A 24,362-nucleotide genomic window follows, 5' to 3' on the forward strand; every position below is an offset into this window, starting at 1 on the left:
CGATGGCAATCAATATTTTAATGCCGGCCCTGTCTCCGACCATGACGGAAGGTACTGTCGCCCGCTGGCTTAAAAAAGAGGGTGACATGGTCCAGTCCGGCGATGTGATCGCCGAGATCGAGACCGACAAGGCGACCATGGAAGTGGAAGCGGCGGATGAGGGGATTCTTGGGAAGATCCTCATTCCGGAAGGGACCGAGCATGTGGCCGTGAAAACCCCGATCGCCATTCTGGTGGATGAGGGGGAAGATGTTCCGGAGGCTCCGGCTGCCGGGGCAAAGCCGGAACCGGAAAAGAAGGCCGGGGTAAAGGACGAGACTCCCGCCCCGATTGAGATTTCCTCTTTCGACCCGGACAAGAAGTCGGCTGCACCTGAAAAAGGCAAAGGGGAGCGCATCTTCATTTCTCCTCTGGCCCGTCGCATTGCCAAGGAGCATGGGGTTGATATTGCCAGTCTGGCAGGGACAGGCCCCAATGGCCGCATCCTGCGGCGTGACGTGGAGGAGGCGAAGGGGCAGAAGCCTGCCCCGGCTGCGTCGTCTGCGGCCGCTCCGGCAGCTGGTCATGTGGAGCATGTGAAGCATTCCGGGATGCGGAAGGTGATTGCCCGCCGCCTGACGGAATCCAAGACACAGGTGCCGCATTTCTATGTCTCTGTTGATATCGAGCTGGATGCCCTGCTGTCCCTGCGCAGCCGCCTGAACAAGGCTCTGGAGGCAGAGGGCTGCAAGATTTCTGTCAATGACATGATGATCAAGGCCGTGGCTCTTGCCCTGAAGAAGCTGCCGGGCCTGAACGTCCAGTTCACCGAGACCGAGATGCTGCATTTCGAGGATGTGGACATTTCCATGGCCGTCTCCGTGCCGGATGGGCTGGTGACGCCGGTCATCCGGCAGGCTGACCGCAAGAGCCTCAGGGAGATCAGTCAGGAGGCCCGCAGTCTTGCGACCCGTGCCCGTGACGGCAAGCTCTCGCCTGAGGACTATCAGGGTGGAACGTTCTCCATCTCCAACATGGGCATGTTTGGCGTGAAGGACTTCGCCGCCATCATCAATCCGCCGCAGGCTGCCATCCTTGCGGTTGCTTCGGGTGAGAAACGCCCCGTGGTGCGGGATGGTGAGCTGGCCGTGGCAACCGTCATGACGGCCACGCTCTCGGTGGATCATCGTGCCGTGGATGGTGCTCTTGGTGCGCAGTGGCTCAATACGCTGCGTGACCTCATTCAGAACCCTTATTCTCTGGTGCTTTGATCATGTCCGACCTTTTTGATCTTGTTGTGATCGGTGGTGGCCCGGGGGGCTATGTGGCCGCACTGCGGGCCAGCCAGCTTGGCATGAATGTGGCTCTGGTGGAGAGTACCCACATGGGTGGCGTGTGCCTCAACTGGGGCTGCATCCCCACCAAGGCCCTGCTGCGCTCCGCCGAGGTGTATCATACGCTCGGCCATCTCCAGGAGTACGGTCTTTCTGCCAACCAGCCGTCCTTTGACCTCGCAGCCATCGTGAAACGGTCCCGTGGCGTGGCGGAGCGGATGGGGAAGGGCGTGGCCCATCTTCTGAAGAAAGCCAAGGTCACGACCTTTGATGGTCGTGGCAGGCTGGCCGGTCGTGCTGGTGAGGCGCATAAGGTCTCCATCACGAAGGATGGCAAGGAAACGGCCCAGATCCGTGCGCCTCATGTCATTCTGGCCACCGGGGCACGGGGGCGTCAGCTTCCCGGGCTTGAGACGGACGGCAAGCTTGTCTGGGGTGCCCGTGAGGCCATGACGCCGGATACGCTGCCCAAGCGGCTTCTGGTCATCGGTTCTGGTGCCATTGGCATCGAGTTTGCCTCTTTCTATCGTGATCTTGGCTGTGAGGTCACGATTGCTGAAGTGGCTGACCGTATCCTCATGACCGAGGATGCCGAGATCAGCGCACAGGCGCACAAGGCGTTCGAGAAGCGTGGCATGACCATCCATACGGGTGCGAAGGTTGGTCCGCTGAAGAAGGGGGCCAATGAGGTCTCCACCACGATCGAGACGGCAAAAGGCAAGGTTGACCTGACGGTGGATCGTGTGATCTGCGCCGTGGGCATCGTCGGTAACGTGGAAGACCTCGGCCTCGAGGGGACGAAGGTCAAGGTGGACCGTTCGCACATCCAGACGGACGAGTTCTGCCGCACGGGTGAGCCGGGCATCTATGCCATCGGTGACGTGGCGGCTCCGCCGTGGCTGGCCCACAAGGCAAGCCATGAAGGTGTGATCTGCGTCGAGAAGATCAGCGGACGCTCTCCGGAGCCTCTCCATGCCCGCAACATTCCGGGCTGCATCTATGCCCGTCCGCAGGTGGCTTCCGTGGGGCTGAGCGAGGAGAAGGCCAAGGCAGAGGGCTACAAGGTCCGTGTCGGGCGGTTCCCCTTCCTGGCCAACGGCAAGGCCGTGGCCATGGGTGAGCCTGAAGGCATGACCAAGACGGTCTTTGACGCCGAGACGGGCGAGCTGCTCGGTGCCCATATGATCGGCTCCGAAGTTACGGAGATGATCCAGGGGTATGTCATTGCCCGTACGGGCGAGCTGACCGATGCCGAGCTTATGGAAACGGTCTTCCCGCATCCGACCATCTCGGAGACGATGCACGAAGCCGTTCTTGCCGCTTATGAGGGTGCTCTGCACATCTGATTCATGGTCCAGCGTATCGTCATCAATCATCAGCGGGAGCGTATGGCGGCCATACGGCATCCTGAGAAGGCTCACCGGCCGGACAACCCCATCCAGAAGAAACCTTCATGGATCAGGGTGAAGGCTCCAGGGAGCAATCCCGTCTATGATGAGACAAGAGAGCTGATGCGCACGCATGGCCTAGCGACCGTCTGCGAGGAAGCAGCCTGCCCGAATATCGGGGAGTGCTGGTCCCAGCGCCATGCGACCATGATGATCATGGGTGAGATATGCACGAGGGCCTGTGCCTTCTGCAATGTCACGACGGGCCTTCCCAACCGGCTGGACCCTGATGAACCTGCCCATGTGGCGGAGGCTGTGGCCAAGCTGGGGCTGAAGCATGTGGTCATCACATCGGTGGACCGTGATGACCTGCCTGATGGCGGGGCGCAGCATTTTGCCGATGTGATCGCCGCCATCAGGGCTGCGTCGCCCGGTACGACCATAGAAATCCTGACACCCGATTTCCTGCGGAAGCCGGGTGCGCTGGAGGTGGTCGTGGAGGCCCGGCCGGATGTGTTCAACCACAATATCGAGACGGTGCCCCGGCTCTATCCGGGGATACGCCCGGGGGCCCGTTATTACCAGTCAGTCCGTCTTCTGGATGAGGCCAAGAAGCTTGATCCGTCCATCTTCACGAAGTCCGGCATGATGCTGGGGTTGGGTGAAGAGAAGATGGAGGTGGCGCAGGTGATGGATGATTTCCGGATTGCCGATGTCGATTTTCTGACACTGGGTCAGTATCTCCAACCCACTGTCAAACATGCGGCAGTGAAAGCCTTCGTCACGCCTGATGAATTTGCTGATTACGGTGCCATGGCCCGGGCGAAGGGGTTCCTTCAGGTCAGCTCGTCTCCGCTGACCCGGTCCTCCTATCATGCGGACCGGGACTTTGCCGAGCTGCGTGAGGCCCGGGAACGTCGTTTGAAAAAGGGTCAGGGCTGATGCCGACACACGCTGAACAGAGAGTGATTCCCTATTCTGCTGAGCAGCTTTTTGATCTGGTAGCTGATGTTGGCAAGTATCCCGAGTTTCTGCCCTGGTGCGTGCGATCGGTCGTTCGGTCACGTACGGAAGACGAGCTGCTGGCCGACCTGACAATCGGCTTCGGGCCGTTCAGGGAAAGCTATACGAGCCGTGTGCGGCTGGAGCGTCCCCATCGTATCGTCGTGGGGTATGAGCGTGGTCCTTTCAAACATCTCAAGAATGTCTGGACCTTCACACCGGAGGGGCAGGGCTGCCGTGTCGATTTCTTCGTGGATTTTGAGTTCCGGTCCCGCCTTCTGAGGAATGCCATCGGCATGGTCTTCAATGAGGGGGTCCGCTTGATGGTCAAGGCTTTTATTACCCGGGCCGGGGCAATCTATGGGCCTCCCGGAGGGAATGCAGGCTGACAGGACCAGCAGACGAAAGATCTGTTGCCCGGTCTGGATGGGGTGGACTTACAGACCTGTTTTTTATGTAATATTTCTTTTAGTGCTGTGTGGATTGTTTTGCAGAAGTATTCGTCCTACACTGCCCCCGTCGTCACATGGAAGGACGATTGAGGAGGATTTATGAAGAAACTGTCTCTCTCTGCTGTCGCTCTGATCGGCCTGACAGCTGCTGCTGCTCCGGCTTTTGCTGCTGATGCCCATCATGCTCGCCATCACCATCATCATGGCAAGAAGTGCAACATGAAGCATGGCCAGAAGAAGGAAGACGGCAAGGCTCCGCAGGCTACTGAAGATCTGAACGCATCTTCCCTGCAGAAGTCCCAGCCTGCAGCTCCGGCTCCGGAAGCAGCTCCGGCAGCTCCGGCCCAGCCTGCAGCTCCGGCTCCGGAAGCAGCTCCGGCCAACTGATCCAGGCCTGTTTCTGGCAGTGGAAAAGCGGTCCCGTCTGGGGCCGCTTTTTTTATGATTCGTCCCTAAAAGATCAATGGGTCAGGAGAAGTGCATAAAGGGACATGTCTGTCATGATGTGCTCGATATAAACCCGTGTTTCCTTATAGGGGATGAGGAGAATCCAGCGCAGCAGACTGTCTTCATCTTCACGTGTTGGAGACGTGGGGCTGCCTATTTCGTCCTGCCACTGCCTGGAGCGGCCAGGCCCGGCATTGTAGGCAGCCAGTGCGTAGGGCAAAACCTGACCGAACTGGGCCTGAAGGTCCTCCATGAAAAGGCTGCCGATCGTCGTGTTGATGTTGGGGTCCAGCAGGTCGGCAGGGGATGTCAGCTGATACGGTAGAGCATGGCGTTTTGCTGTCCGGATGGCTGTTGGCAGGAGAAGCTGCGTGAGGCCAAGTGCATGGCGGGGGCTGACAGCGTATTCATCCATGCTGCTTTCCTGGCGGATCAGGGCTGGCATGAGGCTCGGGGGCAGGGAAGTGGGGACCATGACACGGGGTGACGGATAGCCTCCCGGATAGAAGGCGATACCCTGCCGGGCCAGCTGTCGGGCCACGAGGATGGCAGGCTTGGGCAGGCCAAGTCTGGTTGAAAGGCGTGCTATGGCTGGCTGCCCCGCCCGGTCATCCTGTGTCCTGCCCTGAAGATAGGTCAGGAACAGGGTAGCATTCTGGTTGTCACCAGCCTGTTGCAGCCGTGTTGCTGCCGCCATCAGATCAGGTCGTGGCGACTTTCCTGCTGGTGGCATGGGGGGCAGAGCAGCCAGTTGCTGTTTCAGAAGTGCGAGGAAACGCATGTCCCGGTTGGTGGCCGAGAGAAATGCTGTGTGCGTCAATCGTGCCAGAGCCATTTGGCCGTAAAAGGTGGTCGGCAGGGTTGCTGCTTTCCTGAAGAGTGGTCCGGCCTGGTCCGGGTGCTGGCTTTCCAGACTTCGGGCCTGCCAGTAGAGCCCTGCGGCCCGGTGGTTCAGGTCTGTTTCTGCTGCCAGAGCCTTGAAATGTGGTGCAGCCCGGTTGGGGTCATGCAGCAGCATGAGGGCGATATATCCGGCCATCATGTGGCTGTCTTCGGTCTGGCTGGAGGCAGGTATGGTGTCCAGCAGGGCAAAACCCGTCAGTGCGGCATCATGTCTGCCGGAGCGTAACAGGGCCCGGACAAAATTTGTACGCTCGTCCTGCCATTGTGTGACCGTCGGCGGGGAGAGGGCACCGACGGACGTTGTGGGAAGCGGTTGCTGCCAGAGCTGGATGGCTTCATCCAGCCGGTCGTGAAGGCGCAGATATTTCAGTCGATAATAAACCAGCATGGCATCGCTGGAGGCATCCGTATTCTGGAAGGCAGCATCGGCGTCAGCCGTGGCAAAACGGTTGGCCAGCCGTGCTGTGAGGACAGGACGCAGAGCAGGAGGTGTTCGTTGAAGCTGCTCCCTGGCAAGGGTGACCGGGCCGTTGCGTTCCAGCCGCTCGTAGCGTTTCAGTTCATCATCGGCTGTCAGATGGGCTGAAAAACGGGTAAGGAAAAGCCCCTGTTCTGCCGGACCCATGTCTGTTTCCCGCCAGAGCCGACGTGCCTGGGTTGGGAGGTCCGGCAGAAAGGAGGCACAGGCGGCGAGAAGATCACTGCGCATGATGGGGAAGGCAGGACACAGGGCCTGACGTGCCTGCGCCGACGTTTCCATCAGCATGGCCCGTTCATACCGGCTTTCGATGCGTTTCTGCAACGGCCAGGCGGGTTGCTGGCGGAGAAAGGCCGCATAACGCTGGGCTGGGTATGCCGTGCCTCCCGGGGCCGTCAGCGCTTTCCATTCATCCAGCCGGGATGGGGACGATGCGGATGGAACAGAAGGGGAAAGGCCGAGCTCTGCTTCCAGTGATCTGGAAGTGTCGCCCCATGCTGTCACGGCCGGAGCAGAACAGGCGAGGGCCAGAACACATCGGAGGATTGTCCGCCCCGGTCTGCCTGGCGGTTTAATGGACGTTCGGAAAGCGGATATCATGATAGCCTTGGTAAAGAAGGTGCAGGCTGAGGCCGAGCATGATCAGGACGCCAACCCAGCCCAGCCAGCGCATCCGCAACAGGAGGGTGGGCGTATGGATGACGCCGACCGTGATGATCACGAGGGAAATGACGAGCCCGACAATGAGGATGATGTGGTGATGGATGGACACACAGGCGATGGCGAGAATATTGTCCAATCCGAGGGCGAGGTCCGCAATGATGATCTTGGGAATGGCCTCGGCCAGGCTGGTTGAGTGGCTGCTTGTCTCTTCCGGGACGGGGGACGTGAGGGCACGGTACAGTGTCCAGCTTGTCCAGAACAGCAGAACGCTGGCTACAAGTTTCGTGTAGGAAAAAATGAGGAGATCACTGAGGATCAGGGTCAGCCCGATCCTGAGAAATGCAGCCAGAGCCGTGCCGAAGATCAAAGCCTGCCGCCTGTAGCGCCGTATTTCTGCCTGTGTCTCGGAGGACTGGAAATTCTCATCGGTTCCGGTTGGTCTGATGCTGTCTATGATCTTCTTGAGGATGATCACGTTATAGCCGCTGAGGGCCAGATTCAGGAGGATGGTCAGACAGACCATCACGATGAAATGGAAAAGAGACATGATCACACGATCGTATTTGCAGTGTCCGGCCTGCCTTTGTCGGCCCTCCATTATAGCCAGAAATGTTTTCTGATGCAGTAAAATGATTTCTCCGGAGAAGATTGATAAAGACGGTTCTGCTTTCCTTCCTGTAAAAGCCGGTCTCTTTTCGCTGTCGGCTCTGGCAAGAGGGTACTGTTTGGGGTAAGCAGGGCTGGATTGCTTTTTCTGCAGGAGTTACGTCATGGTTCCCCGCTATTCGCGTCCTCGGATGACGGCCATCTGGTCACCGGTCAACCGTTACCGCATCTGGTTCGAGATTGAGGCTCTGGCCTGTGAGGCGCTTGCCAAGAGAGGGGAGATTCCGGAAGAAGCTGCCAGGATCATCCGCACGAAGGGTGATGAGGCCATGGCGGCATTCTCCGATGCTGATGTGGCCCGGATTGATGAGATTGAAGCCGAAACCCGCCATGACGTCATCGCCTTCCTGACATGGCTGGCAGAAAAGGTCGGACCGGAGAGCCGTTTTGTCCACATGGGCATGACATCTTCTGATGTCCTGGATACCTGTTTGGCCGTGCAGCTGACGCAGGCAGCCGATATTCTCCTGGAGGACATGGACATCCTTCTGGCTGCACTGAAGAAGCGTGCCCATGAGCACAAACATACCGTCACCATCGGGCGCAGTCACGGCATCCATGCTGAACCGATGAGCTTCGGTCAGAAGCTGGCCGGGCATTATGCCGAGTTTGTCCGCAACCGTCGCCGTCTTGAGGTGGCCCGTGAGGAAATCGCCGTCTGTGCCATTTCCGGTGCGGTGGGTACCTATGCCCATATCTCTCCCGAGGTGGAAGAATATGTGGCCAGTCATCTGGGGCTGAAGGCGGAGGCTGTCTCCACGCAGGTGATCCCCCGTGACCGTCATGCGGCCTTTTTCTGCGCTCTGGGCGTGATCGCCAGCGGGATCGAGCGTCTGGCAACGGAAGTACGGCATCTCCAGCGCTCTGAGGTGCGTGAGGCAGAAGAATTCTTCCATGCCGGGCAGAAGGGCAGCTCGGCCATGCCCCACAAGCGGAACCCGGTCCTGTCCGAAAACCTGACGGGCCTGGCCCGCCTCATCCGCTCTTATGTCACTCCGGCGCTGGAGAATGTGGCCCTGTGGCACGAGCGTGACATCAGCCATTCCTCTGTGGAGCGGAACATCTGCCCGGATGGGACGGTCACGCTGGACTTCGCCCTGGCCCGCCTGTCCGGGATGATGGAGAAACTGGTGATCTATCCAGACCAGATGCTTGCCAATGTGGAAAGCCTTGGTGGCGTGGTCCATTCTGGCGAGGTGCTGCTGGTTCTGGCCCGTGCTGGCATTTCCCGGGAGGATGCCTACCGGATCGTCCAGCGTGCCGCCATGGCAACATGGACGAAGCTCGGTACGCCAGAAGGCCGGACATTCCGCGAAAATCTGGAGGCTGATCCCGAGGTGGCCGGACGGGTCGAGAAGGCCGTGCTTGATGATGCTCTGGATCCCGCACGGCATCTCCGTGCAGTGGACCAGATATTTGCCCGCGTTTTTGGCTGAACAGCAGGGCCGGAGCTGCCGGCCTGATCTCAGGCTCGTCTAAGGGCGTCCAGCTGTGCTAGGCTGCCCGGACGACCTGTAGGTGCATCGATTAAGGATTGAATGACATGGCTCGCCGTCGTCAGATTTATGAGGGAAAAGCCAAGATCATTTTTGAAGGGCCGGAGCCGGGAACGGTCGTCCAGTACTTCAAGGATGATGCAACGGCAGGCAATGGGGCCAAGAGTGGCGTCATTACGGGCAAGGGTGTTCTCAATAACCGGATCAGCGAATATCTGATGCAGCGTCTGGGGGAGCTGGGCATTCCCACCCACTTCATCCGCAGCCTGAACATGCGCGAACAGCTGGTGCGGGAGGTGGAGATCATTCCGCTGGAGGTCGTGGTCCGCAATGTTGTGGCGGGGTCCCTTTCCAAGCGTTTTGCCCTGCCTGAAGGTGAGCGTCTGTCCCGGACCCTTGTGGAATATTATTACAAGAATGATGCGCTGAATGACCCGCTGGTTTCCGAAGAGCATATTGCCACATTCGGCTGGGCGCATCCGCAGGAGCTTGAGGAAATCCAGAGCCTCGCCCTGCGGGTGAACGACTTCCTGTGCGGCCTGTTTACGGGTGTCGGGATCACGTTGATTGATTTCAAGCTGGAGTTCGGTCGTCTCTGGCAGGGGGACGAGATGAGGATAGTCCTGGCTGACGAGATTTCACCAGACAATTGTCGTCTGTGGGACAGCCGGACACAGGAGAAGATGGACAAGGACAGGTTCCGTCGGGACATGGGTGGCGTCGGTGAGGCCTATCAGGAAGTGGCACGTCGTCTGGGTATCCTTCCGGAACATGGCCAGGCTGAAAGCGTAGCTGCGGAGAGTGTGTGATGAAGGTTAGGGTGTTTGTTTCTCTGAAGGACGGTGTGCTGGATCCGCAGGGCAAGGCAGTAGAGCATGCGTTGCATTCTCTCGGGTTCGAGGAGGCATCTGATGTGCGGATCAGCCGTGTGGTGGATCTGTGCGTGAAGACTGACAGTGCAGAGGCGGCCAAGGAGAAGGGAGCTGAAATGGCTCGTGCTCTTCTGGCCAATGAGGTGATTGAGGATTTTCGGGTAGAGGTGGTTGGATGAAAAAGTCTGTTCGGCAGACAGGGCTTGCCCTGTTTTTCAGCATGGCATGCGTGTTCTTGGGGACTGCGGCTCACGCTCAGCGTATTTCATCTCTTTCAGGCGCTGAGCTGGAAAAGTTCTGCCAGAAAGAGTCCAAGCGGGCTGCCTGCGGGTCCTATCTGGCCGGTGTGGTCGATGGTGCTGCCTGGTCGCAGAGTTTTGGGGCTCTGGTCGGGGCACGCCCTGCGACGGCTTTCTGTCTGCCTGCGGGGATCAAGGGTATTCAGGTCCGGTCGCTTGTTGTCGGCTGGTTGGCTGGTCATGATGGCGTGGCCGCCCAGCCTGCCGGACGGGCCGTCTATCAGGCCCTTCATGCCAACTATGCCTGCCCTACGGGCATGGCCGGCATGTATGTTGAACAGAGGGCTGAAGCGCAGAATATTTCTTCTCTGCCGGGACGTGGCCTCGTCTCCATGTGCACGCATGAGAGTGGCCTGCTCGCCTGTGACGGCTATCTGGCCGGAACGATGGACAGTGAGGTCTGGGCCCGCAATTATTCCACGGTCGAGGGAGTCCATACACCGGTGGCTTTCTGTGTCCCGAAGGAAATCCGGGGAGCCCAGCTCCGGGCTTTGGTTGTCGGGTGGTATGCTGGTCATGAAGATGCCATGAACGAACCCGCCGGGCGTGGTATCTACCGGGCCCTGCATGACAACTATCCGTGCTCTTCCACGATACGGCCCATCGCCTCGGCACCAGCGGCTCAGTAGAGGACAGTAGACAGTCAATGAAAACAGGTATCGTCGTTTTTCCGGGCACCAATCGGGAGCGCGACATGGCTCAGGCCTTCCGGGTGGTATCCGGCCGGACACCTCAGATGCTCTGGCATCAGCAGGACAGTGTCGAAGGGTTTGACCTGATCGTCCTCCCCGGTGGGTTCAGCTTTGGGGACTATCTCCGCAGCGGTGCCATGGGGGCTCATTCACCGATCATGAAAGCCGTGCGCCAGTTCGCCGAGAAGGGTGGTTATGTCCTTGGTGTCTGCAATGGTTTCCAGATTCTGACGGAAGCCCAGATGTTGCCGGGGGCGCTCCTGCGTAATGCGGGGATGCGCTTCCTCTCGCAGGACTGTCACCTGAAGGTTGAAGGCCGTGACAGCATCTTCACGTCTGGCTGGAAGCATGGTGATGTTTTCCGTGCACCCATGGCCCATGGGGACGGCAACTACACGGCTGCGCCAGACGTGTTGGACCGTCTGGAGGGAGAAGGCCGTGTCGCTTTCCGTTACTGCACCGCAGAGGGGCAGGTGAAGGACGGGGACGAGCACGTAAACATGAATGGCAGTGCCCGGTCCATTGCCGGTGTGCTGAGTGAGAACCGCCGTGTCTGTGGTCTCATGCCGCACCCTGAAAATCTGACAGAGGAGATCCTTGGCGGCACGGACGGCTTGCCGCTCTTTAACGGGATCATGGAGGCACTGGGCTGATGACAGCAGCACCTGTTGATATCGAGCTTGCACGCTCTTTCGGCCTGAAAGATGACGAATATGAGACGGTGCTGAACATCATGGGACGGACGCCGAGCCTGACAGAGCTTGGCATTTTCTCCGTCATGTGGTCGGAGCACTGTTCCTACAAGTCATCCCGTCTTCACCTCAAGACATTGCCCACCAAGGCTCCATGGGTCATCCACGGTCCGGGTGAGAATGCCGGTGTGATTGATATTGGAGAAGGCTTGGCCGCCGTCTTCAAGATGGAAAGTCACAATCATCCGTCATTCATTGAACCCTATCAGGGAGCCGCAACGGGTGTTGGTGGTATCCTGCGTGATGTGTTCACCATGGGTGCCCGCCCCATAGCCAACCTGAATGCCCTGCGCTTTGGTGATGCCTCCCACAAGGATACCAAGCGTGTGGTGGATGGTGTCGTGCGCGGTATTGGTGGCTATGGCAACTGCATGGGGGTACCGACCGTTGGCGGTGAGGTGAACTTCCATTCTTCCTATAACTGCAATCCGCTGGTCAATGCGATGACGGTCGGGATTGCCCGGCAGGACCGTATCTTCCTCTCAGCTGCGGCAGGTGTAGGTAATCCGGTTGTTTATGTCGGCTCCAAGACGGGGCGTGACGGGATTCATGGTGCCACCATGTCTTCAGCGGAGTTTGATTCCGAATCAAGCTCCAAACGTCCGACCGTGCAGGTGGGGGATCCCTTCACCGAGAAACTTCTGCTGGAGGCGTGTCTGGAGCTGATGGCCACCGATGCGGTGATTTCCATTCAGGACATGGGGGCAGCGGGCCTGACTTCATCTGCCGTGGAAATGGCCAGCAAGGGTGGTGTCGGGATTGATCTGGAGCTGGATCATGTCCCGCAGCGTGAGCCCAACATGCATGCCTATGAGATGATGCTTTCCGAGAGTCAGGAACGCATGCTCATGGTGCTGCGTCCTGACAGAACGGAAGAAGCTCGCCGGATTTTCGAGAAGTGGGAACTGGATTTTGCCATTGTCGGAAAGCTGACTGACAGTGGACGCATCATCGTGCGGCATAATGGAAAGGTTGAAGCGGATATTCCTCTCGGTCCGCTGGCCGATGAGGCTCCGATCTATGACCGGCCTACGGTGGTGTATGAACGGCAGCCTGCTCTGGTGGCGCCTGCTGATCCATGTGGAATAGAGGCAGGACTCTGCCGCCTTCTGGCGGGTGCCAATGGGGCCTCCCGTGCATGGATATGGAACCAGTATGACAGCGGCGTGGGCGGGCAGACTGTCCAGCGTCCCGGTGGGGCTGATGCGGCCATCGTCCGGGTGGAAGGGACTGACCGTGCTCTCGCCATGACGACCGACTGCACACCACGGTACGGTCAAGCTGATCCGTATGTTGGGGGAGCTCAGGCCGTGCTGGAAGTGTGGCGGAACCTGACAGCCACAGGTGCCACACCATTGGCCATGACGGACAATCTCAATTTTGCCAGCCCGGAAAATCCACGTATCATGGCGCAGTTCGTCGAGGCTGTGAAAGGGATTGGCGATGCGGGGCGTGCTCTGGACTTCCCGGTCGTCAGCGGCAATGTCTCCCTGTATAATGAGACCCGTGGTGATGATGGTTCGGTGACGGCCATTCAGCCAGCTCCTGTGATTGGTGGTGTCGGTGTTCTGGATGATGTCCGGAAGGCCGTTGGTCTGGCCATGCCGCAGGACGGTGAGCTTCTTCTGGTTGGTGAGACTAGGGGGGAGCTGGGTCAGTCCATCTGGCTGAAGGAAATCCTGGGTCGTGAGGAAGGAGCCCCGCCGGCTGTTGATTTTACGGCAGAGCGGCGCAATGGCGACTTCGTGCGTGAGCAGATCCAGAAAGGTCTTGTCGAAGCCTGTCATGATGTGTCAGACGGCGGCCTGATCGTTGCTTTGGCTGAGATGGCCATGGCAGGTGACAGGGGATGCATCCTTGAAAAAGGACCGGCCGGACTGGCAGAGCATGTCTACTGGTTTGCTGAGGATCAGGCCCGGTATGTATTGGCCACGAAGCAGGCTGATGCAGTGCTGGAGGCTGCACAGGCGGCTGGTGTACCGGTATCCCGCTTGGGCCGTATCGGCGGTGATGTGTTGAAGCTTGATGGCGTCATGACGGTATCGGTTGAACATCTCCGTAAGCAGCATGCCTCTTTCTTCCCCCGTTTCATGGGGCAGAAAGAGGAGGATGCTCCGGTCGTGCATCTGGATGAAATATCCTGAGGAAACGAAGAGTAAGGAGGCTTCGACCATGATGACAGCAGAAGAGATAGAGAAGACCCTCCGGGCAGCTTTTCCTGATGCCGAGATTGTGGTTGAAGACCTCGCAGGTGATGGCGACCATTTTGCCTGTGAGGTCGTCAGCGAGGCATTTCGTGGTGTGCCACGGGTAAAGCAGCACAAGCTGGTTTATGAAGCTTTCGGGGACCGTGTCGGAACAGAGCTTCATGCTCTGGCCGTCAAGACACGTATTCCTGGTTGATCGAGAGGACATGATCAAATGAATGAGGCTGTTTTTCAGACCATCCAGTCCCTAGTGGACAAGAATCCCGTCATGCTCTTCATGAAGGGCGACAAGCAGTTTCCGCAATGTGGGTTTTCTGCTCGTGTCGTGCAGATTCTTACCCATGTGGGTGTGGATTTTGAAACGGAGAATGTGCTGGAAAGCCCGGAGATGCGTCAGGGTATCAAGGATTTTTCCCAGTGGCCGACAATTCCACAGCTTTATGTGAAGGGTGAGTTTATTGGCGGGTGTGACATCGTGACGGACATGTACCAGAGCGGTGAGCTGGAGAGCCTTCTGGCAGAGAAGGGCCTGCTGAAAAACGGGGACTGATTTCAGAGCAGGATGGTCCTCATTAAATAAAGGTCAGCGTAGGCTTCCAACGTTGCTTTCTTCATCCTGTTGTGATTAGAGTTACCCATTATTTGTAGAATGAGGTCCATCCCTGTTGTAGCGGCTTGGGGTAAAGGTGGAGGGTTGATGACATGGTGAAATCCCTTAAGGGAGGGGTTCTTTTTGGGCTTCTGGGGTTTGTGGGGCTGGCGTCTGCTCCTTCTGCCCATGCAGATCGTATCCTGACAGAGCATGAGGCGAGCAAGCTGACATTCAGTGCGCTCATCGCCCCGCCATCGGCCTTTCATCATGTGACGGTTGCCCGTCGGGCAGCGTTCCATACACGTGGCGCTGTGCCGACCCGTCTGGCCGCTTCACATTATCATCGGGCTGTTGCTGTCCGGACCGTGGCTTTCCATGGCCATGTTGTCAGCAGGCATCAGCGGAATACGCATCATCGCCGCGGGTGAGCCTGTCTCCCTGTGAGCATGAAAATGGGAAACCCCGCAGGCTGAATTGGCCTTTGTGGGGTTTCTTTTTGTTCGGATGAAGTGGTCAGTATAGACGGAGGGCATCCTCTATCTGTTCAATGCGTCCCGTCTTATCGATGACCAGCACATCCAGCCGGGTATTGGGACGCTGCCAGTCTGGTCTTGTCTCGAGAATGAAGGAAAAAGCCCGGAGCAGGCGTTGGCTCTGTTGGGGCGAAAGAGCGTACCGGGCTTCGCTCAGGGTTGTGCGTTGTTTGACCTCAATGGCAAGAAGCCACTCATCATTGGCGACAAGGAGGTCGATTTCTCCGCAGGGAGTTCGTAGCCTTCTTGCCAAGGGGGTATACCCTTGTCTGGCCAGAAATTCTGCAGCAGCATCTTCAGCCTGTTTACCTGCCTGATAGGCCAAGCTACCCCGCTTCCTGCGGTGAGGAGGCGGGGTGAGAGAAGATGGTTTAGCGGGCACGCAGCAGACGGGCTGCTTCGACAGCAAAATAGGTGAGGATGCCGTGGCAGCCGGCACGACGGAAGGCCATGAGACTTTCCAGAATGGTCTTCTCACGGTCCAGCCAGCCATTCTCAATGGCGGCCATGATCATGGAATATTCACCGGAGACCTGGTAGGCGAATGTCGGTGCGGCAAAACTGTCACGCACCCGGCGGATGATGTCCAGATAAGGCATCCCTGGTTTGACCATGATCATGTCGGCCCCTTCTGCAAGGTCCATGGCAACTTCGCGCAGGGCTTCATCACTATTGGCGGGGTCCATCTGGTAGCTTTTCTTGTCTCCGCCGAGCAGGGCATCGGAGCCTAGAGCGTTGCGGAACGGACCGTAGAATGCAGATGCATACTTGGCTGCATAGGCCATGATGCGGGTTGTCTGGTACCCATTTTCATCCAGCGTGGAGCGGATGGCCCGGATGCGCCCATCCATCATGTCGGAGGGAGCAATGATGTCGATGCCGGCCTCTGCCTGGTTGAGGGCCTGTTTGCGAAGAACCTCGACGGACTCATCATTCAGAATCTGTCCATCCCGTACTAGGCCATCATGCCCGTGGGAGGTGTAGGGGTCCAGAGCCACATCCCCGACGAGAGCAAGCCCGGGATAGGCGGCTTTCAGTATCCGGGCAGCACGGCATATCAGGTTGCTGGGGTTCAGGGCTTCCGTTCCCATCTCGTCACGTTTTTCCATGGGCGTGACGGGGAAGAGAGCGACAGCTGGTATGCCCAGCTCGACAGCGGGGCGGACATGCTCCGCTAGCAGATCGAGACTCACACGTTCCACGCCCGGCATGGCCTGTACTTTCTGACGCTGTTTTTCGCCCTCACAGACAAAAATTGGCCAGATCAGATTATCGACATGCAGGTGTGTTTCGCTGACAAGGCGGCGTGTGGCGTCGTCGTGACGATTGCGACGCAGGCGGGTGTGGGGAAAAGAATGTATCATCATGCAGGCATGATGCCTGTTGAAATCCCGTATGACCAGACCCCTTAAAAAAAGCCACCCTCGCAGGAGGGTGGCTTCATGGAGGAGATGGTGGCTTTCAGTGGTGTGTATGTTTGAGGCGGCTGCGGTGCAGACCATAAACGGCGTAGATTCCAAGGCCGACCAGGAGCCAGAGAGCCAGCCTGATCCATGTCATGATGTCCATGGAAAGCATGACGGTTCCGCAGGACAGGATACCGAGGATGGGGACGAGGAATGGCCCCCCCGGTGTCTTGAAGCGACGCACTGCCTTCGGTTGACGGAGGCGCAGGACCATTACACCGAAACAGACAATGATGAAGGCGAGCAGTGTCCCGATGGAGGTCATCTTGCCAAGGATGTCGATGGGCAGGCAGGCTGCCAGAATGCTCGCCACCACGGCTGTGATGATATGTGAGGACCACGGTGTCCGGCTGCGTCTGTTCAGGGTTTCGAAGAGGGAGGGCAGAAGGCCGTCTCTGGCCATGGAGAGACAGATGCGGCTTTGGCCCATGAGCAGCCCATAGATGACGGAGATATACCCCAAGGCTATGCCGAAGGTTATCAGGGCAGAGAACCAGGGGATATGCAGGCTGTGCAGGACCGTGGCGACCGGGTTGGGGTCATGCAGCATGGCCCGGTAATTGACGACACCGACAATCACAAAGGAAAAAATGGCGTAGATGACGGCGGCCAGCACCAGGCTGCCCAATACGCTCAGGGGGATGTTGCGCTGGGGGTTGTGGCTGTCCTGCGCCGCTGTGGAGACAATATCAAAACCGATATAGGCGAAGAAAATGAGCCCCGCAGCCCGCATCACGCCACTTGCGCCGAACTGTCCGAACTGCCCTGTATTGGCCGGAATGAAAGGGTGCAGGTTGGCAGCGCTGATGTGTGGCAGGCAGATGACCGTCACGCTTCCGATAATCAGCAGCTTGAGAGCCACGATGGCCATGTTGATCTTGCTGGAGCCCCTGGTGCCACACATCAGCAGGCAGGTGACGGCGCAGATGATGAAGACGGCAGGAGCATTGAACCAGGCGCGGACGAACTGCCCGTCCGACGTCATGATGGAGGCACCGGTAGGGGCCAGCAGGCGGGGATCCAGCGAAATGCCGATTTCATGCATCAGGCTGGCAAAATAGCCTGACCAGCTGGCTGCTACCGTGGAAGCGTTTACTGTATATTCCAGGATAAGATCCCAGCCGATGATCCAGGCGATACCTTCCCCCATGGAGGTATAGGCGTAGGTGTAGGCGGACCCGGCCTCGGGAATCATTCCGGCGAGTTCGGCATAGCAGAGACCGGCAAAAGCGCAGGCGATGGCGGCGATCATGAAGGAAAGCGTCACGGCAGGGCCGGCATACTGCCCTGCGGCCACGCCCGTCATGGAGAACAGGCCAGCACCGACAGTGACACCAACACCCAGGGCAATCAGCTGCCACGGCCCCAGTACACGATGTAGCCCTGTTTCGGGGGCTGCCGCCTGGGATATTGGTTTGGTACGCCAGAAAGGCCGTCTCATGTACTTTGCTCCACGATGTTTCGGTATCGTCCAGAACAGGAGGACGGCCGTTCAGCCGTTCGTCCTGAGATGACTGTGCCGTATGCTATAAGCGAAATAGATGACAGCACCAATGACCAACCAGATAATTAGACGCATCCATGTGATCAGGCTCATGGAGAGCATGACACTGCCGCAGGAGATGATGCCCAAGCAGGGGATCAGAAGCGGTCCTCCGGGCAGGCGAAAGGTGCGGGGCGCATCGGGAGATGTGAAACGCAGGGCGATGACACCTGCGCAGACAATCACGAAGGCTGTCAGGGTTCCGATGGATGCCATGTTGGCCAGCACATTGATGGGCAGGCAGCAGGCCAGTACGCCACTGACAAGGAAGCTGAGCATGTGGCTGGGCACCGGCGTATGGCTTTTCGGGTGCATCCGGCGGAAGAAGGTGGGCAGCAGGCCATCCTGGGACATGCTCATCAGGATGCGGCTCTGGCCCATCAGCAGGCCATAGACGACAGACACATAGCCCAGACAGATGCCGCCTTTGATGAGCAGGCTGAGCCACGGGATGTTGACGACATCCATGACGGTAGCCACGGGGCTGGGGTCATGGGCGAAGTGGTGGTAGTCCACCACGCCAACCAGCACGGCCGATACGATGACATAGACGGTTGCACAGATGATCTGGCTGCCCAGGATGGCGAAGGGCATGGAACGCTGGGGGTTCTTTGTGTCCTGCGCCGCCGTGGAGACGATGTCGAACCCGATATAGGCGAGAAAGGCCATCCCGGCTGCCCGCATGACACCACTGAAGCCAAAATCCCCATAATGTCCTCCGTTGGGGGGGATGAAGGGATGAAAATGTGCCAGTTGGACATAGGGGATGCAGGCAATGGTCAGGCCGACCAGCACGCAGATTTTGATGCCTACGATGAGCGCATTCATCCAGGAGGATTCTTTCATGCCCCGTGTCAGCATGATGGTGACCAGCCAGAGGATGAACAGGCAGGGAGCATTGAACCACGCATGGGCCTTGTGGCCGTCGGGCAGTTCAACCAGCGTCATGGGCGGGTTCAGGAGCCGTGGATCGATGACAATGCCCCAATCCCGGAGGAAGGAGGTCATGTAGCCGGACCAGCTGGAGGCGACGGCCGCCGTGCTGACGGTATATTCAAGGATCAGGTCCCACCCGATGACCCAGGCAACGAATTCACCGAGGGCGGCATAGGCGTAGGAGTAGGCCGATCCGCCAGAGGGGATCATGCCTGCCAGTTCGGCATAGCAGAGACCGGCAAAGCTGGCGGCAACCGCAGCGATGAGGAAGGCGAGCGGAATGGCCGGGCCGGCATAAAGTCCTGCTGCCACACCTGTGAGGGAAAAAAGACCGGCCCCTATGGTTACACCCACTCCAATGGCGATGAGCTGCCACGTCCCGAAGATGCGCTTCAGTCCGGTGGATGGAGGAGTGGAAGAGGTGATGGCCTTTTTGCGCCACAGGGATGACATCATGGGGAAGAAGATCTCATGTCCGGTCGTTTCTGGTCTGCCCCGGATGCGGTATCCTTTGCGGGGAACCGCATCCAGGGTGATCTCTCTTCTATGGAAGAATATTATAAATTTCCACCCTGTTTTGTAGAATTATTGCGTAGTCTACTTTTCCTGATGCCATAAGCGAAATAGACGCAGAAGCCGACTGCCAGCCAGAGGATCAGACGCATCCATGTGAGCGGGCTCATGGATCCCATGACGATCCCGCAGGAAATGATCCCCAGCAGAGGCACGGCGAACGGCCCGCCCGGCACCTGGAAGCTGCGTGGTGCCTCCGGTGCCCGGAAGCGCAGGGCCGTCACGCCGGCACAGACGATGACGAAGGCGAGCAGGGTGCCGATGGAGGTCATCTCCCCCAACGTGGCGATGGGGACGCAGCCCGTCAGCACGGCGGCCGTTGCCGCAGTGATGATATGGGCCGTCCAGGGCGTGCTGGTGCCTTTGTGCAGTCTGGCAAGGAAGGGGGGCAGAAGGCCGTCATCGGCCATGTTCATGGCAATCCGGCTCTGCCCGATGAGCAGGCCGAACAGCACGGAGATGAAACCGAAGGTGATGCCGATTTTCACCAGCACGGCCATCCATGGCATATGAATCTTGTCCATGGCCGTGGCAACGGGGCTGGGGTCATGGGCGAGGGCACGATAGTCCACCACACCAAGAAGGATGGTGGAGAAAACGACATAGATGACAGCACAGGTCAGCAGGCTCCCCAGAATGCCGATCGGCATGTTGCGCTGGGGGTTCTTCGTGTCCTGTGCGGCGGTGGACACGATGTCGATGCCCACATAGGCAAAAAAGGCCATGCCAGCAGCCCGCATGATGCCGCTGATCCCGAATTCTCCGAATTTCCCCGTATTGGCCGGGATGAAGGGGTGGAAATTGCTGGTATCGACAAAAGGCGTGCAGACGATGATCAGGCCGACGATGACGAGAATCTTTACCAGCACGACCAGCGAGTTGAGACGGACGGAGAAGTTTGTGCCCCGCATCAGCATCAGGGTGATGATGAAGAGAAGCAACATTCCCGGTGCGTTGCACCACGCATGGGCGGTGTGACCATCCGGCATGACGACATCCGTCATTGGTGGTGCAAGCAGTCTCGGGTCAATGATGATGTTCCATCCCTTCAGCAGGGAGGCGATGTAGCCCGAAGCACTGGAGGCGACGGCCGCCGCCCCGACCGTATATTCCAGAATCAGGTCCCAGCCGATGATCCAGGCGACAATTTCACCCAGTCCGGCGTAGGCGTAGGCATAGGCGGACCCGCCGGAGGGCAGCATCCCGGCCAGCTCGGCATAGCAGAGCCCAGCGAAGCTGGCGGCGATGGCGGCGATGAGGAAAGAGATGATGACTGCCGGGCCGGCATTCTGTCCGGCAGCAACGCCTGTAAGGGAAAAGAGACCCGTGCCAACGGTGACGCCAACACCCATGGCGATGAGACGCCAGGGGCCGAACACCCTTTTCAGTCCACTGTTCTGACTTTCTGGAGGGGGGACTTGTTTGGTCTGCCAGAAGGGCAAGGTCATTGGTGGGTCTCTCGCATTTTTTAAACGTAATTAACCTGCAACGATAGACGCGCTTAGCTCTCGCGCCTATAGAAAGAAAAGAGTTTTTTTGCGGGAGATGGATGACAATGTCCAAAAGCACCAATCAGGCCGGTCTGCATTCTTTCTTTCATGCCCCCCTCAAGGAGAGGGATCATGAAGTCAGTGCGATCCTGAATGCCGAGCTTGAACGCCAGCAGGATGGCATCGAGCTGATCGCTTCTGAGAACATGGCGTCTTTCGCCGTAATGGAGGCTCAGGGGTCCGTCCTGACCAACAAATATGCCGAAGGTCTGCCGGGTCGCCGCTATTATGGTGGCTGCGTTGATGTGGACAAGGTCGAGAATCTTGCCATCGACCGTCTGAAGAAACTTTTCGGTGCTGAATTCGTCAATGTCCAGCCCCATTCCGGTGCCAATGCCAATCAGGCGGCTTTCATGGCACTGGCAAAGCCGGGTGACACCATCCTCGGCATGAGCCTTGCCGCCGGTGGCCACCTGACCCACGGTGCAGCCCCGAACTATTCCGGCAAATGGTTCAAGGCTGTGCAGTACGGTGTGCGTGGCGAGGACGGCCTGCTCGATTACGAGGAGATGGAGCGTCTGGCCCGTGAGCACAAACCCCGCATCATCGTGGCGGGCAGCTCGGCCTATCCCCGCGTGATCGACTTCCCCCGTTTCCGCAAGATTGCTGATGAGGTCGGTGCCTATCTGATGGTGGACATGGCCCATTTCGCCGGGCTTGTGGCGGCTGGCCTCTATCCCAGCCCGGTTCCTCACGCTGATATCACGACTTCCACGACACATAAGACGCTGCGTGGCCCCCGTGGCGGCATCATCATGACCAACGATGCGGAGATCGCCAAGAAGATCAACTCTGCGGTGTTCCCTGGTCTCCAGGGTGGCCCATTGATGCACGTCATCGCCGGTAAGGCTGTAGCTTTCGGTGAGGCCCTGCAGGGTGAGTTCAAGGAATATCAGCAGCGTGTGCAGGCAAATGCCCGTGCGCTGGCTGACGAGCTGCTGAAATGTGGGTTCGATATCGTGACGGGTGGTACGGATACTCATCTTGTGCTGGTGGACCTGCGCCCCAAGAAGGTGACCGGCAAGAAGGCCGAGGCCCTTATGGAACGTGCTGGCATCACCGCCAACAAGAATGCCGTGCCGTTCGATCCGGAAAAGCCTTTCGTCACCTCTGGCGTGCGTCTGGGCAGCCCGGCCGCCACGGCCCGTGGTTTCGGTGAGGCAGAGTTCCGTCAGGTGGCTCGCATGATTGATGCCGTGCTGAGCGCTGATGAGAATGATGACGCTACCTTCGAGCGTATCCGCAAGGATGTGAAGGAGCTGTGTGCTCGCTTCCCGATCTATGATCGTGCGTCTGCCTGATCATGTTCAGTTCTGCCGGGGGAGGGCGTGCAAGTCAGCCCCCGGCAGGAAGGCCGTTCTATAGCGTTTCCGTCGTGATGATGCGGATGCGGTACTGGATGTGCTTCTCAATATCCCGCAGGCGGGTCCGTTCTTCCAGCGTGGCGAACGTGACGGCCCGCCCCTGCTTTCCCGCGCGGGCTGTCCGGCCGATGCGGTGAATGTAGAGTTCTGGCGTCTGGGGCAGGTCCATGTTCACGACGAGCTGGATGTCGTCAATATCAAGTCCGCGGGCGGCAATGTCCGTTGTCACGAGGATGGACCCGGTCTGATTCTGGTAGCGGTCCAGAGTCTTTTTGCGGTCTCCCTGCGTCTGCCCGCCATGCAGGGCAATGGCCCTGTATCCGGTTTTTCTCAGGAGTTTTGCGACGGAATCGGCCTTCTGCTTCGTCTTCGTGAAGATGATGCTTCGACCCGTTCCGTCTTTGGCTTGTGCTCCTGAACGTTCCAGAAGTGTCAGGAGCAGGGTGTCTTTCTGCGCCTCGGTGATGAACAGGGCCTGCTGGCGGATGCGCCGTGGCGTGACCTCTTCCTCGCCGGGTTCCACCCGCACGGGGTCTTTCGTAACCTGTTTTGCCAGTGCCATGACAGGTTCCGGCAGCGTGGCGGAACAGAAGATGGTCTGGGGCCGGTCGGCGATATAGGGCACGAGAGCCGTCATGCTGGCGGAGAATTCTTCATCCAGAAGACGGTCAGCCTCATCCAGCACCAGATAGATGATGTGTTCCAGCGACAGTTCGCCTTTCTCCACGAAGTCCAGAAGGCGGCCATGTGTGGCGACGATGATGTCGGCTCCCTGTTCCAGTGAGCGTGCCTGCTGGTCACGGGGCACGCCGCCACAGATGACCCGCGTGCGAAGGGGAAGTTGACGGCCCAGCTGACGGCAAACCCCGGCTGTCTGCATGGCGAGGTCACGGGTTGGCTCTAGGATCAGGACCCGTGGAATGGACCCGGCAGTTCCGTCCTGTTTGAGGATGGCCAGTTTCTGGAGGGCGGGCAGGACGAAAGCTGCCGTCTTGCCCGTGCCGGTCTGGCCGGGCAGGAGAACGTCACGCCCCGCCAGCAGGGGGGGGATGCCCTGCTGCTGTATGGGGGTTGGTCTGGCCATGCCTGCTTTCCAGGCGGCCTGTGCCAGCTCGTCTGAAAGGCCGAGGTCTGTAAAATCTGTTTGTGTCATGAATGCTGTTCTTGCCAGAAGAGGGATGTCGATGTGATGCACGGGACCATACCCGCAGGAGATCAGGAATGCATGCAGCCATCATAGCTGAAGATTTCGCCGGAATGAGATCCCAGGGGCGAGGGCTGGCAGAGCGGACGGGTTTTTCGTGGGAGTTCCATCCTGTCATCACCAACAGGGGAAGGCTGGTCTCACGTCTGTCCGTCCGTTTCTGGCCGCATTCTCTGGGTCTTTTTGCCCCATTCAGCCTTTCTTCTGCAACCCGTCTCATCATCAGCGTGGGTGGAAAGGGCGGCGTGGCCGGGGCGGCTCTCGGAAAACGGTACGGTCTGCCAGTAGTGCAGATACAACACCCACGAGTGAAACTCTCCCCCTTTGCTCTTGTCGTGGCCAGTCAGCATGACCGGCTTGAGGGGCCGAATGTGCTTTCAGTCCGTACAGCCATGCATGATGTTACACCGGCCCGTCTGGAAGAAGCTGGCAAGCTGTGGAAGGATCGTATCCGGGCAGGGGCAGAAAAGGTGTTGGGGGTGCTTCTGGGTGGCTCCAATGGGCGGTACAGGTTGGAAGAGGCCGAAGCTGCGGTCCTGTCGGAGAAGCTGGCCGGTTTCATGCAGGTGACTGGTGTTCGCTGCGTGCTGACACCATCCAGACGGACATCACGGCAGGCTTTGGAGGTGCTGCGGGAGCGCCTGATGCCTCTGGGGGGTGTCGTGATGGAAGGAAAAGGGAATGAGAATCCTTATATGGGACTGCTGGCCTGCGCTGATGCTCTGGCTGTGACGCAGGATAGTGTATCCATGATCTCCGAAGCAGTGGCGACGGATCGCCCTGTCTGTATTCTGCCATTGAAGGGTCGGTCTTCAAGGCTTGAGAGGTTCGTCGAGATACTTGAAAAAGAGGGACGTGTGCAGTCTTCTTTAAGAAACGTTTCGTTTTATCCTTGTAAAAGACTTGACGATACTTCTCTGGCAGCAGAAGAAATACATCGCCGTATTCAGTTCAATCAGGAAGGATGACCC

General features: G+C 58.5%; 24 protein-coding genes. 16 read left to right on the forward strand and 8 right to left on the reverse strand.

What is annotated here, in order from left to right; all coding sequences use genetic code 11:
• The first annotated feature begins 2 nt into the window (after window positions 1–2).
• The 5 genes from ASO19_RS04470 to ASO19_RS04490 all read left to right on the forward strand — a co-directional run bounded on the left by ASO19_RS04470 (window position 3) and on the right by ASO19_RS04490 (window position 4,542).
• A complete protein-coding gene (locus ASO19_RS04470; protein ID WP_103765490.1) occupies window positions 3–1,250 on the forward strand; it encodes a pyruvate dehydrogenase complex dihydrolipoamide acetyltransferase in 1,248 nt (415 codons plus the stop codon).
• A gap of 2 nt (window positions 1,251–1,252) precedes the next feature.
• Entirely contained in the window at window positions 1,253–2,659 is a 1,407-nt protein-coding gene (gene lpdA, locus ASO19_RS04475) for a dihydrolipoyl dehydrogenase (RefSeq protein ID WP_081563099.1), read from the forward strand.
• Window positions 2,660–2,662: 3 nt separating this feature from the next.
• Window positions 2,663–3,643: a lipoyl synthase gene (gene lipA / locus ASO19_RS04480; protein WP_043560338.1), complete on the forward strand. Its 981-nt coding sequence runs from the start codon at window positions 2,663–2,665 to the stop codon at window positions 3,641–3,643.
• Window positions 3,643–4,092, forward strand: a complete 450-nt coding sequence (locus tag ASO19_RS04485; protein WP_043560335.1) for a type II toxin-antitoxin system RatA family toxin — start codon at window positions 3,643–3,645, stop codon at window positions 4,090–4,092. Before lipA ends, ASO19_RS04485 begins: the two co-directional genes overlap by 1 nt.
• 162 nt (window positions 4,093–4,254) lie before the next feature.
• On the forward strand, window positions 4,255–4,542 hold the full coding sequence (locus ASO19_RS04490; protein ID WP_103765491.1) for a hypothetical protein: 288 nt from the start codon (window positions 4,255–4,257) through the stop codon (window positions 4,540–4,542).
• Between the two features lie 73 nt (window positions 4,543–4,615).
• Here the strand turns inward: ASO19_RS04490 and ASO19_RS04495 are convergent, their stop codons facing one another.
• Window positions 4,616–6,487 carry a lytic transglycosylase domain-containing protein gene (locus tag ASO19_RS04495; RefSeq protein WP_181005605.1) on the reverse strand — a complete coding sequence of 624 codons (1,872 nt, stop codon included), beginning with the start codon at window positions 6,485–6,487 and terminating at the stop codon, window positions 4,616–4,618.
• A gap of 67 nt (window positions 6,488–6,554) precedes the next feature.
• Window positions 6,555–7,193, reverse strand: coding sequence for a TerC family protein (locus ASO19_RS04500; RefSeq protein WP_181005197.1), 639 nt, complete (start codon window positions 7,191–7,193; stop codon window positions 6,555–6,557).
• Between the two features lie 223 nt (window positions 7,194–7,416).
• Between ASO19_RS04500 and purB the strand changes: the two genes are divergently transcribed.
• The 9 genes from purB to ASO19_RS04545 all read left to right on the forward strand — a co-directional run bounded on the left by purB (window position 7,417) and on the right by ASO19_RS04545 (window position 14,650).
• Window positions 7,417–8,748 (forward strand): adenylosuccinate lyase, encoded by a 1,332-nt coding sequence (gene purB, locus ASO19_RS04505; protein ID WP_103765494.1) that lies wholly within the window; start codon window positions 7,417–7,419, stop codon window positions 8,746–8,748.
• A gap of 107 nt (window positions 8,749–8,855) precedes the next feature.
• Window positions 8,856–9,617, forward strand: a complete 762-nt coding sequence (gene purC, locus ASO19_RS04510; RefSeq protein ID WP_043560324.1) for a phosphoribosylaminoimidazolesuccinocarboxamide synthase — start codon at window positions 8,856–8,858, stop codon at window positions 9,615–9,617.
• Window positions 9,617–9,859 (forward strand): phosphoribosylformylglycinamidine synthase subunit PurS, encoded by a 243-nt coding sequence (gene purS, locus ASO19_RS04515; protein ID WP_103765495.1) that lies wholly within the window; start codon window positions 9,617–9,619, stop codon window positions 9,857–9,859. Before purC ends, purS begins: the two co-directional genes overlap by 1 nt.
• Window positions 9,856–10,608 carry a Rap1a/Tai family immunity protein gene (locus tag ASO19_RS04520; protein ID WP_052349075.1) on the forward strand — a complete coding sequence of 251 codons (753 nt, stop codon included), beginning with the start codon at window positions 9,856–9,858 and terminating at the stop codon, window positions 10,606–10,608. Before purS ends, ASO19_RS04520 begins: the two co-directional genes overlap by 4 nt.
• 17 nt (window positions 10,609–10,625) lie before the next feature.
• Window positions 10,626–11,324: a phosphoribosylformylglycinamidine synthase subunit PurQ gene (gene purQ / locus ASO19_RS04525; protein ID WP_043560318.1), complete on the forward strand. Its 699-nt coding sequence runs from the start codon at window positions 10,626–10,628 to the stop codon at window positions 11,322–11,324.
• Window positions 11,324–13,567 (forward strand): phosphoribosylformylglycinamidine synthase subunit PurL, encoded by a 2,244-nt coding sequence (gene purL, locus ASO19_RS04530; RefSeq protein ID WP_081563104.1) that lies wholly within the window; start codon window positions 11,324–11,326, stop codon window positions 13,565–13,567. Before purQ ends, purL begins: the two co-directional genes overlap by 1 nt.
• 31 nt (window positions 13,568–13,598) lie before the next feature.
• A complete protein-coding gene (locus ASO19_RS04535) occupies window positions 13,599–13,826 on the forward strand; it encodes a BolA/IbaG family iron-sulfur metabolism protein (RefSeq protein WP_081563465.1) in 228 nt (75 codons plus the stop codon).
• Between the two features lie 18 nt (window positions 13,827–13,844).
• Entirely contained in the window at window positions 13,845–14,180 is a 336-nt protein-coding gene (grxD, locus tag ASO19_RS04540; protein ID WP_043560315.1) for a Grx4 family monothiol glutaredoxin, read from the forward strand.
• 152 nt (window positions 14,181–14,332) lie between these two features.
• A complete protein-coding gene (locus ASO19_RS04545; protein ID WP_103765496.1) occupies window positions 14,333–14,650 on the forward strand; it encodes a hypothetical protein in 318 nt (105 codons plus the stop codon).
• Window positions 14,651–14,735: 85 nt separating this feature from the next.
• Here ASO19_RS04545 and ASO19_RS09240 read toward each other — a convergent pair whose 3' ends face one another.
• The 5 genes from ASO19_RS09240 to ASO19_RS04570 form a co-directional block, all read right to left on the reverse strand.
• Window positions 14,736–15,233: a YraN family protein gene (locus tag ASO19_RS09240; RefSeq protein ID WP_258036079.1), complete on the reverse strand. Its 498-nt coding sequence runs from the start codon at window positions 15,231–15,233 to the stop codon at window positions 14,736–14,738.
• Window positions 15,127–16,122, reverse strand: a complete 996-nt coding sequence (hemB, locus tag ASO19_RS04555; protein WP_103765498.1) for a porphobilinogen synthase — start codon at window positions 16,120–16,122, stop codon at window positions 15,127–15,129. Before hemB ends, ASO19_RS09240 begins: the two co-directional genes overlap by 107 nt.
• Before the next feature lie 94 nt (window positions 16,123–16,216).
• Window positions 16,217–17,662, reverse strand: coding sequence for an amino acid permease (locus tag ASO19_RS04560; protein WP_043560307.1), 1,446 nt, complete (start codon window positions 17,660–17,662; stop codon window positions 16,217–16,219).
• Between the two features lie 51 nt (window positions 17,663–17,713).
• The gene (locus ASO19_RS04565; protein ID WP_103765499.1) at window positions 17,714–19,156 is read right to left on the reverse strand and encodes an APC family permease; all 1,443 of its coding nucleotides are present in this window, start codon (window positions 19,154–19,156) and stop codon (window positions 17,714–17,716) included.
• A gap of 101 nt (window positions 19,157–19,257) precedes the next feature.
• On the reverse strand, window positions 19,258–20,721 hold the full coding sequence (locus ASO19_RS04570; RefSeq protein WP_086431021.1) for an APC family permease: 1,464 nt from the start codon (window positions 20,719–20,721) through the stop codon (window positions 19,258–19,260).
• 107 nt (window positions 20,722–20,828) lie between these two features.
• On the opposite strand from ASO19_RS04570, the gene glyA reads away from it, so the two are divergent.
• Window positions 20,829–22,124 carry a serine hydroxymethyltransferase gene (glyA, locus tag ASO19_RS04575; RefSeq protein WP_081563108.1) on the forward strand — a complete coding sequence of 432 codons (1,296 nt, stop codon included), beginning with the start codon at window positions 20,829–20,831 and terminating at the stop codon, window positions 22,122–22,124.
• A gap of 58 nt (window positions 22,125–22,182) precedes the next feature.
• Here the strand turns inward: glyA and ASO19_RS04580 are convergent, their stop codons facing one another.
• Window positions 22,183–23,340 carry a DEAD/DEAH box helicase gene (locus tag ASO19_RS04580; RefSeq protein ID WP_103765500.1) on the reverse strand — a complete coding sequence of 386 codons (1,158 nt, stop codon included), beginning with the start codon at window positions 23,338–23,340 and terminating at the stop codon, window positions 22,183–22,185.
• Window positions 23,341–23,408: 68 nt separating this feature from the next.
• Between ASO19_RS04580 and ASO19_RS04585 the strand changes: the two genes are divergently transcribed.
• Entirely contained in the window at window positions 23,409–24,359 is a 951-nt protein-coding gene (locus ASO19_RS04585; protein ID WP_103765501.1) for a mitochondrial fission ELM1 family protein, read from the forward strand.
• The last annotated feature ends 3 nt before the right edge of the window (window positions 24,360–24,362 follow it).

This window comes from Parasaccharibacter apium (assembly GCF_002917995.1).
In the GTDB taxonomy this organism is placed as follows: domain Bacteria; phylum Pseudomonadota; class Alphaproteobacteria; order Acetobacterales; family Acetobacteraceae; genus Bombella; species Bombella apis.

Bases quoted from the DNA above. Each gene is read 5' to 3' on its own strand.
- ASO19_RS04470 (WP_103765490.1), top strand. From the start codon at position 3: ATGGCAATCAATATTTTAATGCCGGCCCTGTCTCCGACCATGACGGAA.
- lpdA (WP_081563099.1), top strand. From the start codon at position 1,253: ATGTCCGACCTTTTTGATCTTGTTGTGATCGGTGGTGGCCCGGGGGGC.
- lipA (WP_043560338.1), top strand. From the start codon at position 2,663: ATGGTCCAGCGTATCGTCATCAATCATCAGCGGGAGCGTATGGCGGCC.
- ASO19_RS04485 (WP_043560335.1), top strand. From the start codon at position 3,643: ATGCCGACACACGCTGAACAGAGAGTGATTCCCTATTCTGCTGAGCAG.
- ASO19_RS04490 (WP_103765491.1), top strand. From the start codon at position 4,255: ATGAAGAAACTGTCTCTCTCTGCTGTCGCTCTGATCGGCCTGACAGCT.
- ASO19_RS04500 (WP_181005197.1), bottom strand. From the start codon at position 7,193: ATGTCTCTTTTCCATTTCATCGTGATGGTCTGTCTGACCATCCTCCTG.
- purB (WP_103765494.1), top strand. From the start codon at position 7,417: ATGGTTCCCCGCTATTCGCGTCCTCGGATGACGGCCATCTGGTCACCG.
- purC (WP_043560324.1), top strand. From the start codon at position 8,856: ATGGCTCGCCGTCGTCAGATTTATGAGGGAAAAGCCAAGATCATTTTT.
- purS (WP_103765495.1), top strand. From the start codon at position 9,617: ATGAAGGTTAGGGTGTTTGTTTCTCTGAAGGACGGTGTGCTGGATCCG.
- ASO19_RS04520 (WP_052349075.1), top strand. From the start codon at position 9,856: ATGAAAAAGTCTGTTCGGCAGACAGGGCTTGCCCTGTTTTTCAGCATG.
- purQ (WP_043560318.1), top strand. From the start codon at position 10,626: ATGAAAACAGGTATCGTCGTTTTTCCGGGCACCAATCGGGAGCGCGAC.
- purL (WP_081563104.1), top strand. From the start codon at position 11,324: ATGACAGCAGCACCTGTTGATATCGAGCTTGCACGCTCTTTCGGCCTG.
- ASO19_RS04535 (WP_081563465.1), top strand. From the start codon at position 13,599: ATGACAGCAGAAGAGATAGAGAAGACCCTCCGGGCAGCTTTTCCTGAT.
- grxD (WP_043560315.1), top strand. From the start codon at position 13,845: ATGAATGAGGCTGTTTTTCAGACCATCCAGTCCCTAGTGGACAAGAAT.
- ASO19_RS04545 (WP_103765496.1), top strand. From the start codon at position 14,333: ATGGTGAAATCCCTTAAGGGAGGGGTTCTTTTTGGGCTTCTGGGGTTT.
- hemB (WP_103765498.1), bottom strand. From the start codon at position 16,122: ATGATGATACATTCTTTTCCCCACACCCGCCTGCGTCGCAATCGTCAC.
- ASO19_RS04560 (WP_043560307.1), bottom strand. From the start codon at position 17,662: ATGAGACGGCCTTTCTGGCGTACCAAACCAATATCCCAGGCGGCAGCC.
- ASO19_RS04565 (WP_103765499.1), bottom strand. From the start codon at position 19,156: ATGATGTCATCCCTGTGGCGCAAAAAGGCCATCACCTCTTCCACTCCT.
- ASO19_RS04570 (WP_086431021.1), bottom strand. From the start codon at position 20,721: ATGACCTTGCCCTTCTGGCAGACCAAACAAGTCCCCCCTCCAGAAAGT.
- glyA (WP_081563108.1), top strand. From the start codon at position 20,829: ATGTCCAAAAGCACCAATCAGGCCGGTCTGCATTCTTTCTTTCATGCC.
- ASO19_RS04580 (WP_103765500.1), bottom strand. From the start codon at position 23,340: ATGACACAAACAGATTTTACAGACCTCGGCCTTTCAGACGAGCTGGCA.
- ASO19_RS04585 (WP_103765501.1), top strand. From the start codon at position 23,409: ATGCATGCAGCCATCATAGCTGAAGATTTCGCCGGAATGAGATCCCAG.